Consider the following 14409-nt stretch of genomic DNA (forward strand, 5'->3'; position numbering starts at 1 on the left):
GTCCGAGGGCGGGACGGCCGCCGTCAGGACGGACGGCGGCATCAGCGGTGACGGCCGAGGTGGCCGAGTCCTTTCCGGCCGGTCCCGCGCCGGGAGGGATCCGCCTCGACGACGGGCGGCGGCGACCCGGCCGGTTCGCCCCGGTCGGCGACTGATAGAAAGTTGCAGGTTCCACCGAAATTCTCGGGACGTCCGGTTGCCCGGCCGGTCCGGATCGTTCACCCAAGGATCGAGCATCGTGTCTTCTCGTCGAGTCGTCGTCATCGGTGGCGGGGTCATGGGCTCGTCCGCCGCGTGGCACCTCGCCGCCCAGGGCGACCGCGTCACCCTGCTGGAGCGCTTCCAGCCCGGCCACGACCGGGGCAGCTCGCACGGCACCTCGCGGATCTTCCGGCTCGCCTACACGGACCCCTTCTACGTCTCGCTCGCCGTACGGTCGCTGCCGCTGTGGCGGCGGCTGGAGCAGGAGACCGGACGGCGGGTGCTCACCCTCACCGGAGCCGTCGACCACGGACCGGCCGCCACGACCGAGGCGGTGTACGAGGCGCTGACCGCCGCCGGACGCCCTGCCGAGCGGCTGGCCCCGCAGGAGGTCGCCGAGCGCTGGCCGGGGCTGCGCGCCGACACCGCTGCGGTCTTCCACCCGGAGGCCGGACGCCTGCACGCCGACGACGCGGTCACCGCCTTCCAGGAGGCGGCGCGGGCGCACGGCGCGGAGATCCGGCACGGCGTCCGGGTGACCGGACTGTCGGTGCGCGGCGACGCCGACGTCCGGGTGGTCACCGACACGGAGGAGGAACTGCGCGCCGACGCGGTCGTGGTCGCGGTCGGCGGCTGGGCGCCCACCATGCTCGGCGGCGGCAGCGCTCCGCCGGTCGGCGGCGTGCCGGTGCTGCGTGTCACCCAGGAGCAACCCGCGCACTTCCCCGCGGCGGACGCGCTCGGCTGGCCCAGCTACATCCACCACCCGGGCGCCGCGCTGCCCGTGGACGGCCTCACCGTCGACGGGGTGTACGGACTGGGCAGCACCGACGGCGTCAAGGCGGGCTTCCACGGCGTCGGCGCGGTCGTCGACCCCGACCGGCGCGACCGCACCCCGGACGCCGCGGTCCTGCGGGAGTTGGCCGCGTACGCCGAGCGCTGGCTCCCCGGCGTGGACCACACCGCGCCCGAGGCCGTGACCTGCCTGTACACCACCACCCCCGACGAGGACTTCGTCATCGACCGGCAGGGCCCGGTCACCGTGCTGGGAGGGTTCTCCGGGCACGGCTTCAAGTTCGCGTCGGTCATCGGCGAACTGGCGGCCGAGCTGGTGCGCGGGAAGCCCGGACCGAGCCGGTTCGCGCTCGGACGCCCGGGCCCGACGGGGCACTGAGCCGCCCCGGAGAAGGGGCACCCCACCCGGATCCGCCGCCGCAGGGCCGCCCGCCCACGCAGCCCCGTACAAACTTGGACGAGACCTCGCCATACTGGACGAGTCAGCGCGGGCTACCACAGTGACGGGGGCGGGCGCGGGAGATGGGGGACGGCGGGCTCGTCCAGGGCCGGTACCGGCTGCTGGACCGGATCGGGCGCGGCGGCATGGGCGAGGTGTGGCGGGCGCGGGACGAGTCGCTCGGCCGGCAGGTCGCCGTGAAGTGCCTCAAGCCGCTCGGCCCGTACCAGGACCAGTCCTTCGGCCGGGTGCTCAGGGAACGGTTCCGCCGCGAGGCGCGGGTGGCCGCCGGGCTCCAGCACCGCGGGGTCACCGTCGTGCACGACTTCGGCGAGTCCGACGGCGTCCTCTTCCTCGTCATGGAACTGCTGGAGGGCCGCAACCTCAGCCAGCTCCTGGAGGACAACAAGCACCATCCGCTGCCCGTGCCCGCCGTCGTCGACATCGCCGACCAGGTCACGGCCGCCCTGGCCTACACCCACCAACAGGGCATCGTCCACCGGGACCTGAAACCGGCGAACATCGTGCGGCTGACCGACGGCACCGTGAAGATCTGCGACTTCGGCATCGCCCGGCTCGCCGCCGACATCGGCTTCACCTCCCGGCTGACCGGTACCGGCGTCGCCATGGGCACCCCGCACTACATGTCCCCGGAGCAGATCGGCGGCTCCGAGGTCGACCGGCGCAGCGACCTGTACTCGCTGGGATGCGTGCTCTACGAGATCGCCACCGGCGCCCCGCCGTTCGACCTCGACGACGCCTGGGCGGTCCTGGTCGGACACCGCGACACCCCGCCCCGCCCGCCCCGCGAGCTCCGCGCCGAACTCCCCGCCTACCTGGAGCGGATCATCCTGGACCTGCTGGCCAAGAGCCCCGGGGACCGGCCGCCCGACGCCCGCGAGGTGGGCCGCAGGATCGGCCTGGGCCGCGGCACCTCCACGTACGTGCCGACCGTCGTCACCCCGCGCCCCGAGCCGCGGCCCCCGGAGCAGGCCGGCCCCGGGTCCCGGATGCCGTCCTGGACCCGGGGCATGACCACCGGTCACAAGGCGACCGGCGCCGGGCTGCCCACCGCGCCGCCGGACGCCGGGGCCGCGCTGACCGGGGAGTGGATCCCGCGCCCCGCCGGCGGACGCCCCCACCTGCCCGTGCCCGGCCCCGACCCGGCGGCCCTGGCCGCCCTCGCCGGGCGCCACAACGCGGGGCTCAGCCTGGGCCGGCTGGGCCGCTGGGCGGAGGCCGGGGAGGTGCACCGGGCCGTCGCCGCCGAGCGCGAGCACCTCCTGGGCCCCGACCACCCCGACACCCTCGCCAGCCGCTTCGAGGTCGCCGTCACCCTCAGCCGCACCGGCCGCGCCGCCGACGCCCTGCGCGAGTACAAGCACGTCACCCGGGCCAGGAGCCTCGCGCTCGGCCCGGACCACCCCGCGACCCTCGCCGCCCGCCAGGAGATGGCCTACGTCCTGGGCCAGTTGGGCCGTCACGTCGACGCCCACCAGGTCTATCTCTCGGTGCTAGCCGCCCGCGAGCGGTCCATGGGCGCCGACCACCCCGACACCCTGCGCTGCCGCCACAACCTCGCCTTCAGCCTCAGCCGCCTCGGCCGCCCGGAGGATTCGTACCGCATGGCCCGCGACGTGGCCGCCGCCCGGGCCCGGGTGCTCGGCCCCGACCATCCGGAGACCCTGCTCACCCGCTACGAAGTCGCCTACGCGCTCGGCCAGTTGGGCCGTTGGGCGGAAGCCCTCGGCACCTACCGCGACGTCGCCGGGGCCCGCGCCCGGGCCCTCGGCCCCGACCACCCCGACACCCTCGCCGCCCGCTACGAGGTCGGCATCAGCCTCGGCCGCCTCGGCCGCAGCGCGGAGGCCCTCCAGCTCTACCGGGAACTCGTCGACGACCGCACCCGGGTGCACGGTCCCACCCACCCCGAGACCCTGCGCGCCCGCCACGGCATCGGCGTCAACCTCGGGCGGCTGGGCCGCTGGGAGGAGGCCCTCGCCGAGTCCCGCGACGTGTGCGCGATCCGCACCCGGGTCCTCGGCGCCGACCACCCCGACACCCTCGTCAGCCGCCGCGAGGTCGCCGTCGGGCTCGGCTGGCTGGGCCGCTGGCCCGACGCCCTGACCGAGTACCGCGCCGTCGCCGCGGCCCGCGAACGCGTCCTGGGCCCGGCCCACCCCGACGCCCTGGCCGGCCGGAACGACGAGGCCCACTGCCTGGAGCAGCTCGGCCGCGCCGCCGAGGCGGCCGAGCTGTACCGCAGGGTCGCGGCCCTGCGCCACCGGGCCGCGCGGGGCACGACCTGATGGCCCCACAGCTCTGGCCGACCTAGATCATCCCGTGTTACGAAGAACCATGGCCGCACACGAGGGACACCCCGGACATCGCGCGTACGACGCCGTCATCGTCGGAGGCGGCCACAACGGTCTGGTCGCCGCCGCCTACCTGGCGCGGGCCGGGAGATCCGTGCTCGTGCTGGAGCGCCTGGACCACACCGGCGGCGCCGCCGTCTCCACCCGCCCCTTCGCCGGAGTCGACGCACGGCTCTCCCGCTACTCCTACCTGGTCAGCCTGCTGCCCAAGAAGATCGTGCGGGACCTGGGCCTCGACTTCCGGGTGCGCACCCGCACGGTCTCCTCGTACACCCCCGTGGAGCGGGCCGGACGGGCCACCGGACTGCTCGTGGGCGGGGGCGCGCGACGCACCCGCGAGGCGTTCGCCAACCTCACCGGCGGGGAGCGCGAGTACGCGGCCTGGCAGCGCTTCTACGGCCTGACCGGTGAGGTCGCCGGGCGGGTCTTCCCCACGCTCACCGAACCGCTCCCCAGCCGCGACGAGCTGCGCCGCCGGGTCGACGACGAGGAGGCGTGGCGGACCCTGTTCGAGGAGCCGCTCGGGGTCGCCGTCGAGGACCGGTTCGAGGACGACCTGGTGCGCGGGGTCGTCCTCACCGACGGCCTCATCGGCACCTTCGCCGACGCCCACGACGCGAGCCTGAAGCAGAACCGCTGCTTCCTGTACCACGTCATCGGCGGCGGCACCGGGGACTGGGACGTGCCGGTCGGCGGCATGGGCGCCCTCACCGACGCCCTCGCCGGCGCGGCCCGCGCGGCCGGTGCCGTCATCGCCACCGGCCACGAGGCCGTACGCATCGACACCGACGGCACCGCCGCCGAGGTCACCTACCGCACGGCCGACGGCGAGGGCTTCGCCGCCGCCCGGCACGTCCTGGTCAACGCCTCCCCGCAGGAGCTGGCCGCCCTGACCGGCGACACCGTCGAGGACCCCGCCGAGGGCGCGCAGCTGAAGGTGAACATGCTGCTCAAGCGGCTGCCCAGGCTCCGCGACAGCGCGGTCGACCCGCGGGAGGCGTTCTCCGGGACCTTCCACATCGCCGAGGGATACGAGCAGTTGGCCACCGCCCACGCACAGGCCGCCGCGGGGGAGCTGCCGAGCGCCCCGCCCTCGGAGATCTACTGCCACTCGCTCACCGACCCGACGATCCTCGGCCGGGACCTCGTGGAGCGCGGCTACCAGACGCTCACCCTCTTCGGACTGCACACGCCCGCCCGGCTCTTCGCGCGGGACAACGACGCGGTCCGCGAGGAGCTGCTGAAGTCGACGCTGGCCCAGCTCGACGCCCATCTGGCGGAACCGCTCGCCGACTGTCTGGCGACGGACGCCGAGGGCAGGCCGTGCATCGAGGCGAAGAGCCCGCTCGACCTGGAGCGGGACCTGCGGCTGCCCGGCGGCAACATCTTCCACCGCGACCTGTCCTGGCCCTACGCCGAGGACGGCACCGGCCGCTGGGGCGTGGAGACGGCCCGCCCCAACGTCCTGCTGTGCGGGGCGGGCGCGGTGCGCGGCGGCGGCGTGAGTGGAGTGCCGGGCCACAACGCGGCGATGGCGGTGCTGGAGCGCGCCGACGCCTGAACGGCGGGGGCGGTCCCGGCGCCCGCGCGGACGGGACCGCCGGTCGCTCAGTTCTCCGAGAGGACCCAGCCGGCCGCGCTGATCCGTTCCGCGTCCGCCGGGCGTGACTCGTCGAAGAGCACCCCGTCACCGTTCTCGACGCGCAGCCCGTCCACGTACGTGCCGCGGCCGACGTAGAGGCGGTCGGTGGTGTACCGCCAGCGCACCGTGAGCCGTTCACCGGCCGGGAGGCCGGCCGTCAGCCGGTGCCAGACACGCCCCGACCAGCCGGTGACCGACCCCGCCGGATGCTCCAGGGGCGCCCCGCCGTGGCGGGCCGTGCTGAAGGGCACCGGCCGCCAGGTCGTGCCGTCGTCGTCGCTCGCCTCCAGGACCAGGGAGTCCGAGCCGGGCTCGGTGTCCCACCACAGGCCGCAGCGCAGCCGTGCCGAACCGGCCGAGGTGTCCAGGCCGGGCAGGGCGAGGGTGGCCGCGGTGGCGCTCGCCATCCCCGAGAACCAGGCGGTGCGGCCCCGCCGGGGCCGGACGGGCACGGCGCGCGCCAGCCGGTTGGCGGCGGCCACCCGAGGGGCGGAGCCGGACCGCCAACTGCGCACCGGATGGACCGAGTTGCCGAGCACCACCAGGAACGAGTCGGTGCTCGGGTCCAGCACCAGCGAGGTGCCCGTGAACCCGGTGTGGCCGGCCGTGCGCGGGGTGGCCATGGCGCCCATGTACCAGTGCTGGTAGAGCTCGAAGCCCAGCCCGTGCTCGTCGCCGGGGAAGTCGGTGTTGAAGTCGGTGAACATCAGCTCCACCGACTCCGGCGCCAGCACCCGGGTCCGGCCGTACGCGCCGCCGTTGAGCAGGGTCCGGCCGAGCACCGCGAGGTCCCAGGCGCAGGAGAACACGCCCGCGTGTCCGGCGACCCCGCCGAGGCTGAACGCGTTCTCGTCGTGCACCTCGCCCCACACCAGGCCGCGGTCCAGTCCCGACCAGGGCCTGCGGGCGTCCTCCGTGGCGGCGATCCGGGGTTTCCAGGAGGCGGGCGGGTTGTAGCGGGTGCGGTCCATGCCGAGCGGGCCGGTGATCTCCTCGTGCAGGAGGGTGTCCAGACGGCGGCCGGTGATCCGCTCCAGCACGAGCTGGAGCGAGATCAGGTTCAGGTCGGAGTACAGGTACCGGGTGCCGGGCGGGTTGAGCGGGGCCTCGTTCCAGATGAGGCGGAGCCGCTCCTCGTGGGTGGGCGCGTTGTACAGCGGGATCCAGGACCGGAACCCCGAGGTGTGGGTCAGCAGTTGACGTACCGTCATGCTCTCCTTGCCGGCCGCGGCGAACTCCGGCAGGTAGGAGGCGACCGGCGCTTCCAGCGCGAGCGTGCCGCGCTCGATCTGCTGCACGGCGAGGATCGAGGTGAACAGCTTGGAGACCGAGGCGAGGTCGAAGACGGTGTCCTCGGTCATCGGGATCTGCGCGTCGGCGGGGAACTCCACGCCGGTGTCGGTCTTCTCGTCGTACGAGGCGTAGCGCACCGCCATGCCGATCGGTTCGTGCAGCGCCACCGTGCCGCCCCGGCCGGCCAGCAGGACGGCCCCGGCGTACCAGGGGTGGGCGGGGGAGGGGCCGAGGAACGCGGAGGCGTCGGCGACCAGTTGGCGCAGATGCCCGGCGAGCAGGCCGGCCCGGGCGGGTGAGCCGTGTCTGAGGGTGCTGTGGCCGGAGGACGCGGCCGCCGGGCCCGCCGGGAAGGGCGCGAGGGCCAGCGCGCCGCCCAGGGCCAGTGCGCCCCGGGCCAGTTGCCGCCGGGTCGGGCCGGGTCTGGTGTCGGTCATCGAGGATCCTCCCGAGCGTCCGCCTGAAAGATTCTTTCCGAGATCACCTTGCGCGCTGAAACTTTCCTGTCAGGCGGCGGCCGTGTCAACCAGGCGTGACCGTCCAAGAAATCTGACGGTGCATCAGGAAAACCCTTCCGTCCTCCTCGGGAGTCCGGCATCCTGCGCCCATGCAGACCGAGTTGAGCAAGCGACTGGGAATCGAGCACGCCGTCTTCGGCTTCACGCCGTTCCCCGCCGTCGCCGCGGCCATCAGCCGGGCCGGCGGGTTCGGGGTGCTCGGCGCGGTCCGCTACACCGCCCCCGACGACCTCAAACGGGACCTCGACTGGGTCGAGGCGCACATCGACGGCAGACCCTACGGACTGGACGTCGTCATGCCCGCCAAGAAGGTCGAGGGCGTCACCGAGGCCGACGTCGAGGCGATGATCCCCGCGGAGCACCGCGGGTTCGTGCGGGACACCCTCGCCAAGTACGGCGTACCCGAACTCCCCGAGGGCGAGGCGTCCGGCTGGCGGATCACCGGCTGGATGGAGCAGGTCGCCCGCACCCAGCTCGACGTCGCCTTCGACTACCCGATCAGGCTGCTCGCCAACGCCCTCGGCTCGCCCCCCGCCGACGTCGTCGACCGCGCCCACGACCAGGACGTCCTGGTCGCCGCCCTCGCGGGCAGCGCCCGGCACGCCGAGAAGCACCGGGAGGCGGGCATCGACGTCGTCGTCGCCCAGGGCTACGAGGCCGGCGGCCACACCGGCGAGATCGCCTCCATGGTGCTCACCCCCGAGGTCGTCGACGCCGTCGCCCCGCTGCCCGTCCTCGCGGCGGGCGGCATCGGCAGCGGACAGCAGATGGCCGCGGCCCTCGCCCTCGGCGCCCAGGGCGTGTGGCTCGGCTCCCTGTGGCTCACCACCACCGAGGCCGACCTCCACTCACCCGCCCTGACCCGCAAACTCCTCGCCGCCGGCTCCGGCGACACCGTCCGCTCCCGCGCCCTGACCGGCAAGCCCGCCCGCCAGCTGCGCACCGAGTGGACCGACAGCTGGGACGACCCCGCCGGACCCGGCACCCTCCCGATGCCCCTCCAGGGGCTCCTCGTCGCCGACGCCGTCTCCCGCATCCAGAAGTACGAGGTGGAGCCGCTCCTCGGCACACCCGTCGGCCAGATCGTCGGCCGGATGAACAGCGAACGCAGCGTCCGGGCCGTCTTCGACGACCTCACCCGGGGTTTCGAACAGGCGGTGGACCGCATCAACCGCATCGCCGGAAGGAGCGGCCAGTGACCAGCACACCCCCACCGGGCTTCTGGGCCCAGGCGGACCGCGAACCCGACCGCGCCGTCCTCGTCGCACCGGACGGCGGGACCTGGACCGCCGGACGGCTGCACGCCGCCGCCAACCGGCTCGTGCACGGCCTGCGCGCCGCCGGCCTGGAGCGCGGGGACGCCTTCGCGGTGGTCCTGCCCAACGGCGTCGAACTCCTCACCGCCTATCTCGCCGCCACCCAGGCCGGGTTCTACCTGGTGCCGGTCAACCACCACTTCGTCGGCCCCGAGATCGCCTGGATCGTCGCCGACTCCGGCGCCAAGGTCCTCGTCGCGCACGAACGGTACGCCGGGCCCGCCCGGGCGGCGGCCGACGAGGCGGGGCTCCCGGCCTCGCACCGGTACGCCGTCGGCGCGGTCGAGGGCTTCCGGCCGTACGGCGAACTCCTCGACGGGCAGGCGGAGTCGGCGCCCGCCGACCGCACCCTCGGCTGGGTCATGAACTACACCTCGGGCACCACCGGCCGCCCCCGCGGCATCCGCCGCCCGCTGCCCGGCAAACGGCCCGAGGAGTCCTATCTCGGCGGTTTCCTCGGCATCTTCGGCATCAGGCCGTACGACGACAACGTCCACCTGGTCTGCTCGCCGCTCTACCACACGGCCGTGCTCCAGTTCGCGGGCGCGTCCCTGCACATCGGCCACCGGCTGGTGCTGATGGACCGGTGGACGCCCGAGGAGATGCTCCGGCTGATCGACACCCACCGGTGCACCCACACCCACATGGTCCCCACCCAGTTCCACCGCCTGCTGGCCCTCCCGCAGGAGGTGCGCGCCCGCTACGACGTCTCCTCCATGCGGCACGCCATCCACGGTGCCGCCCCCTGCCCCGACCACGTCAAGCGGGCGATGCTCGACTGGTGGGGCCCCTGCGTGGAGGAGTACTACGCGGCCAGCGAGGGCGGCGGCGCCTTCGCCACCGCCGAGGACTGGCTCAAGAAGCCCGGCACCGTCGGCAAGGCGTGGCCCATCAGCGAGCTCGCCGTCTTCGACGACGACGGCAACCGGCTGCCGCCCGGCGAACTCGGCACCGTCTACATGAAGATGAGCACCGGCGGCTTCGCCTACCACAAGGACGAGAACAAGACGCGGAAGAACCGCATCGGCGACTTCTTCACCGTCGGCGACCTCGGTCTGCTCGACGAGGACGGCTATCTGTTCCTGCGCGACCGCAAGATCGACATGATCATCTCCGGCGGGGTGAACATCTACCCCGCCGAGATCGAGTCCGCGCTCCTCGCCCACCCCGGCGTCGCCGACGCCGCCGTCTTCGGCGTGCCGCACGACGAGTGGGGCGAGGAGGTCAAGGCCGTCGTCGAAGCGGCCCCCGGTCACGAGCCCGGACCGGCCCTGGCCGCCGAACTCCTCGGCCACTGCGCCGACCGGCTGGCCGGCTACAAACGGCCCCGGAGCGTCGACTTCGTCGCCGAGATGCCCCGCGACCCCAACGGCAAGCTGTACAAGCGGCGGCTGCGCGACCCGTACTGGGAGGGCCGCACCCGGGCCGTGTGACGGCGACGCGACCGCGGCCGGACCCCTCAGTCCAGCACCGCCGCCCCCTCAGTCCAGCACCGCCGCGCCCTCAGTCCAGCACCGCGGTCGCCTCGATCTCGACCAGGTGCTCGGGGACGTCCAGCGCCGCCACCCCGATCAGCGTGGCGGGCGGCGCGTGGGTGACCCCGAGCGCCGCCCGCGCCCGGGCGATGCCCTCCAGGAGCAGCGGCATCTTCTGGGGCGCCCAGTCGACGGCGTACACCGTCAGCCTCGCCACGTCGGCGAAGGACGCCCCGGCCGCGGCGAGGGCGGTGCCGACGTTGAGGTACGCCCGCTCCACCTGGGCGGTCAGGTCGCCCTCGCCGACCGTGACTCCGTCGGCGTCCCAGGCGACCTGCCCGGCGACGAAGACCGTCCGCGTCCCGGACGCGATCGCCACCTGCCGGTAGACGTCGACCGTGGGCAGTCCCGTGGGGTCCAGCAGGGTGACAGCCATGGCTCGCTCCTTCTCGTGCTCTCTTGTGGTTACTCGGGAACCATAGGAGAGTTAGCCTTGACCTGGAAGAACGCACTTTTCGGTGACTGGGGAACCTCATGGTGACCAAGCAGCTCAAGGGCTCGGCCAAGGACGAGGCCGATGTGACACGCGCCGACTCCCTGGCGCGGGAGATCTTCTCCGACATCGCCAACAAGTGGGCTCTGCTGATCATCGAGGCGATCGGCGACGGCACCCTGCGCTTCACCGAACTGCGCGACGAGGTCGAGGGCATCAGCCACAAGATGCTCACCCAGAACCTGCGCCTGCTGGAGCGCAACGGCCTGGTCGAGCGGACCGTGCATCCGACCGTTCCGCCCCGCGTGGAGTACACCCTCACCGAGCCCGGCCGTGCGCTGCGCGCCACGGTCGACGGCATGTGCGACTGGACCCACCGCTACCTGGGCGCCATCGAGTCCGCCCGCGGCCGCTTCGACTCCGCCTGACCCCCGGCCCGCGCACCGCCCCGAGACCTGGAGTTCTCCGTATGCACAACCGGGCACCCGCCCACCGTCCGTCCCCCCTGGCCCTGTTGGTGACGGCCGTGGTCACCGCGCTGCTGGCCGCCGGCTGCGGGTCCGGGGAACCGGCCGCGACCGAGGTGACGCAGCCTCCCGCGCGCGCCGGCTTCGACTACCAGCTCGGCGGCGCCTACGACCCGCCCGAGGGCGTCTCCGTCGTGGCCCGCGACCGCACCGCGCCGCCCGCGGAGGGGGTGTACAACATCTGCTACATCAACGGCTTCCAGGCCCAGCCCGGCGCCACCCGCGACTGGGACGCGGACCTGCTGCTGCGCGACGCCTCCGGCAAGGTCGTCATGGACGAGGAGTGGGGCGAGGCGATGCTGGACGTCGGCACCGACGCCAAGCGCGACCGGATCGCCGAGACGATGTACGCCTGGATCGACGAGTGCGCCGACGACGGCTACCAGGCCGTCGAGCCCGACAACTACGACACCTTCGCCCGCGCCCCGCGCGGCCTGCTCACCGCCGGCGACGCCAAGGCGTTCCTCACCCTCCTCGCCGACCACGCCCACGAACGGGGCCTGGCCATCGGCCAGAAGAACACCCCCGAACTGGCCCCGGCCCGCGAGGAGGTCGGCGTCGACTTCGCGGTGGTCGAGGAGTGCGGACAGTACGACGAATGCGGTGCCTACGCCGCCGAGTTCGGCGACGCCATGTTCGTGATCGAGTACACCGCACAGGGCCTGGAGCGGGCCTGCGAGGGCTTCGGCGGCAAGGTGAGCATCGTCCGCCGCGACCTCGACCTGGTGGCGGAGGACGCCAAGGGCTACCACCGCGAGGACTGCGGCACCTCCTGACATCGCGAGCCGTACGGCCGGGTGCCACCGAAGGACGGCGGCACCCGGCGCACCGCGTCAACGGCGCTCGCGCACCACCACCAGCCGCAGCGACGGCGACGTCAGGATGTCCTTCTCGCAGAACCGCGAGGTCACCCACTTCTCACCGGAGAACAGCCGCGTCTGGTCACTGAAGTGCGCCGAACCCGGGTTCGAGGACTGCGCGTACGTCAGCAGCGTGCGGGCCACCGGGCAGCGGCCGCCGTCCCAGCCCACCGCCTGGATGTAGCTCGACCCGGTCGACACCTCGGTGTAGCCGCCGCCGGCCGGGTTCCACACCGGCTCGACCTTGTTCCACACCCCCAGCGACTCGGTGCCGCCCGGAACCGCGATGCGCTTGCCGTTCCGTACGACGAACTGGTGCTCGCCCAGGGGCGCGTCGAGCGCGATGCCCGCCGCGCGCAGCTCCGCGACCGCGTCCGCCAGGGCCGTGGAGAAGCCCGGCGCGGCCGTGTTGAGCGTGTTCGGGGTGCCCACCGGGTCCGCCGCCGAGAACGGCACCCCCCACAGCTGGCCCGCCGGGACGGACGCGCTCAGCTTCCGCCAGAACCGGTCGAACAGCAGCGCGCCGCGGCTCGCGGTGTCCGTGGTGCGGTCCCAGGAGTCGAGCACCGCGCAGGCCCCGGACACGTCGACCGCCTTGCCGTCGCTGCCGGTCGCCGTTCCGCCGGGCAGCGCGGCACACGCCTTCGCCGCGTCCCCGGCGGCGAGGTCCGCCGCCGGCACCCGGTTGGCGAACTGCTGCGCCTGGAGGTCGCGGACGGTCAGCCTGCCGCGCTCCGCCATCGTCTCCACGTCCTCGATGGCCCCGCGGGTGCGCAGCGAACGCTGGGTCCCGACCGTGCCGAAGACCCGCTCGTACCCGGTCAGCGGCCGGTCCGCGTTGGCCAGCCAGGCGCTGTCGTTGGAGTTCTCCGCGTACGGCGCGTCCTTCAGCGTCGGCAGCTTCGCCGGTCCGAAGATCCCCGGCTGCACGGCGTCGGCGTCGGTGCCGAGGGCACAAGCGCCGCGGGAGCCGTCGAGGATCGCGAGCCCGGCGGAGGGGTAGGTGACCCTGCCGAGCGGGGTGGAACAGGTCTGCGCCAGCGCGTCGGTGATCCGGGGGAGCACCTGCGACTGGGTGAACAGGGTGCCGCCGGAGGAGTCGGCGGCGATCGTGTTCACCCACGGCAGGCCCTGGGTGCGCTTGAGGGCGCCCAGCACCTCCCCGGTGCTCCGTGCCCTGCTGAAGCCGAGCGCGGTGTCGGAGGCGCGCAGGTTCACCGCGTTGGGGTCGTTGACCGCGTACGCCGTCGTGGCCGTCCACGGCAGCGGCAGCGCCGCGCCGAGCGAGGTCACCACCGGCCCGTACCGCGTCCACCACTGCGAGCGGGTCACCGGCGCGCCGTCCCGCACGGCCACCGACACCGTGCGCTTCGTCATCCGCTCCCGCTCGCCGTCGACGAGGTACACCGTCGGATCGGCCGGATCCAGCGTCAGCTGGTGGAGGTTGAGCGGGACACCGGTCGCGACGGTGTGACTCCACGCCACCCGCGCGTTGTGGCCTATGGAGACGGTGGGCGTGCCCAGCAGCGAGCCGCCGGCCACGTTCAGCTCGCCCGGGATGGTCTGCTGCGACTGCCAGAAGCGGCGGCCGCCCTGCCACGGATAGTGCGGGTTGCCCAGGAGCAGCCCGCGGCCGTTCGCCGTGGTGGTGCCGCTGAAGGCGACCGCGTTGGAGCCCATGTCGGCGGTGTCGGCGGCGAGGAGTTCACGCGCCGCGCGGGCGGTGTCCTCGGCGTCCGGCGCCTGCGCCGCCCCGGCCGTCCCCGTCGGCGGCTGCGCCGCGGTGATGCCGTCCACCGCCCGGCCCTGCCCGCCCAGCACCGCCAGCGCGAAGCCGCGCGTGGCCACGTCGAGGGAGGTGACCGGGCGCACCCAGGCGGCGCCCGCGCAGGCGGGATCGGTGATCCGGTTCTGCCGCAGCCAGGCGTTGTACCCGGCGGCGAAGCCCCGCATCAGCTCCTCGGACTGCCGGCTCGGGCCGCGCGGAGCCGGTTCGGCGAGCAGCTTCTCCACCGTCCCCGCCTCGCGCACGCCCTGGAAGTACAGGTCGCTGGAGAGGTTCTTCGCGGCCGACGACAGCGAGAAGTCCGGCGCCGCGTCGGGTCCGAAGAACCGGGAGCGCTCCCCGCGGACGGTCACGAAACCGTCGGCGAGCGTGCACACCTGGTCGGCGGCCTGCGCCCAGCCGGAGCCGAAGCCCAGGTTCGCGTAGTCCTTGGCGACGATGTGCGGGATGCCGTACTCGGTGTAGCGGATGACGGCCGACAGGCCGCCGTGCGAGGGGTGTTCGCCGCGGTCCCGGTGCTCGGCCGCGCTCGCCGGCAGGCCGGCGCCTGCGGTGAGCAGGGCGAGGGCCGCGATGGCGAACCGTCTCAGGCGGGTGCGCATCAAGCCTCCCAACGTCTTTGGGGGAAGGGGCGGTTGAGGGTACCAACCGGTATGTGTCAGCGGAATGTGTCGACCGTTCGGTCTCTT

Annotated in this window: 10 protein-coding genes; 7 read left to right on the forward strand and 3 right to left on the reverse strand. The window is 73.8% G+C overall.

Annotation, left to right across the window (positions count from 1 at the left end):
- The first annotated feature begins 238 nt into the window (after window positions 1–238).
- The 3 genes from ABT296_RS01660 to ABT296_RS01670 all read left to right on the forward strand — a co-directional run bounded on the left by ABT296_RS01660 (window position 239) and on the right by ABT296_RS01670 (window position 5371).
- On the forward strand, window positions 239–1375 hold the full coding sequence (locus ABT296_RS01660) for an FAD-dependent oxidoreductase (RefSeq protein WP_351922348.1): 1137 nt from the start codon (window positions 239–241) through the stop codon (window positions 1373–1375).
- Between the two features lie 143 nt (window positions 1376–1518).
- Entirely contained in the window at window positions 1519–3744 is a 2226-nt protein-coding gene (locus ABT296_RS01665) for a serine/threonine-protein kinase (protein ID WP_351922349.1), read from the forward strand.
- Window positions 3745–3793: 49 nt separating this feature from the next.
- A complete protein-coding gene (locus ABT296_RS01670; protein WP_351922350.1) occupies window positions 3794–5371 on the forward strand; it encodes a phytoene desaturase family protein in 1578 nt (525 codons plus the stop codon).
- A gap of 47 nt (window positions 5372–5418) precedes the next feature.
- Here the strand turns inward: ABT296_RS01670 and ABT296_RS01675 are convergent, their stop codons facing one another.
- On the reverse strand, window positions 5419–7182 hold the full coding sequence (locus ABT296_RS01675) for a serine hydrolase domain-containing protein (RefSeq protein WP_351922351.1): 1764 nt from the start codon (window positions 7180–7182) through the stop codon (window positions 5419–5421).
- 170 nt (window positions 7183–7352) lie between these two features.
- Between ABT296_RS01675 and ABT296_RS01680 the strand changes: the two genes are divergently transcribed.
- Entirely contained in the window at window positions 7353–8462 is a 1110-nt protein-coding gene (locus tag ABT296_RS01680; protein ID WP_351922352.1) for a nitronate monooxygenase, read from the forward strand.
- Window positions 8459–10012, forward strand: coding sequence for an acyl-CoA synthetase (locus ABT296_RS01685; protein ID WP_351922353.1), 1554 nt, complete (start codon window positions 8459–8461; stop codon window positions 10010–10012). Before ABT296_RS01680 ends, ABT296_RS01685 begins: the two co-directional genes overlap by 4 nt.
- Before the next feature lie 70 nt (window positions 10013–10082).
- On the opposite strand, the gene ABT296_RS01690 is transcribed toward ABT296_RS01685, so the two are convergent.
- On the reverse strand, window positions 10083–10490 hold the full coding sequence (locus ABT296_RS01690; protein WP_351922354.1) for a RidA family protein: 408 nt from the start codon (window positions 10488–10490) through the stop codon (window positions 10083–10085).
- Window positions 10491–10588: 98 nt separating this feature from the next.
- Here ABT296_RS01690 and ABT296_RS01695 point away from each other — a divergent pair, with 98 nt between their 5' ends.
- Entirely contained in the window at window positions 10589–10975 is a 387-nt protein-coding gene (locus tag ABT296_RS01695; protein WP_351922355.1) for a winged helix-turn-helix transcriptional regulator, read from the forward strand.
- A 41-nt stretch (window positions 10976–11016) separates the two neighbouring features.
- Window positions 11017–11850: an endo alpha-1,4 polygalactosaminidase gene (locus ABT296_RS01700; RefSeq protein ID WP_351922356.1), complete on the forward strand. Its 834-nt coding sequence runs from the start codon at window positions 11017–11019 to the stop codon at window positions 11848–11850.
- Window positions 11851–11907: 57 nt separating this feature from the next.
- Here the strand turns inward: ABT296_RS01700 and ABT296_RS01705 are convergent, their stop codons facing one another.
- On the reverse strand, window positions 11908–14322 hold the full coding sequence (locus ABT296_RS01705) for a penicillin acylase family protein (RefSeq protein WP_351922357.1): 2415 nt from the start codon (window positions 14320–14322) through the stop codon (window positions 11908–11910).
- Window positions 14323–14409 lie beyond the last annotated feature (87 nt).

This window comes from Streptomyces sp. NPDC000983 (assembly GCF_040299205.1).
Taxonomy (GTDB): Bacteria; Actinomycetota; Actinomycetes; order Streptomycetales; family Streptomycetaceae; genus Streptomyces.

Bases quoted from the DNA above. Each gene is read 5' to 3' on its own strand.
- ABT296_RS01675 (WP_351922351.1), bottom strand. From the start codon at position 7,182: ATGACCGACACCAGACCCGGCCCGACCCGGCGGCAACTGGCCCGGGGC.
- ABT296_RS01670 (WP_351922350.1), top strand. From the start codon at position 3,794: ATGGCCGCACACGAGGGACACCCCGGACATCGCGCGTACGACGCCGTC.
- ABT296_RS01695 (WP_351922355.1), top strand. From the start codon at position 10,589: ATGGTGACCAAGCAGCTCAAGGGCTCGGCCAAGGACGAGGCCGATGTG.
- ABT296_RS01700 (WP_351922356.1), top strand. From the start codon at position 11,017: ATGCACAACCGGGCACCCGCCCACCGTCCGTCCCCCCTGGCCCTGTTG.
- ABT296_RS01665 (WP_351922349.1), top strand. From the start codon at position 1,519: ATGGGGGACGGCGGGCTCGTCCAGGGCCGGTACCGGCTGCTGGACCGG.
- ABT296_RS01705 (WP_351922357.1), bottom strand. From the start codon at position 14,322: ATGCGCACCCGCCTGAGACGGTTCGCCATCGCGGCCCTCGCCCTGCTC.
- ABT296_RS01680 (WP_351922352.1), top strand. From the start codon at position 7,353: ATGCAGACCGAGTTGAGCAAGCGACTGGGAATCGAGCACGCCGTCTTC.
- ABT296_RS01690 (WP_351922354.1), bottom strand. From the start codon at position 10,490: ATGGCTGTCACCCTGCTGGACCCCACGGGACTGCCCACGGTCGACGTC.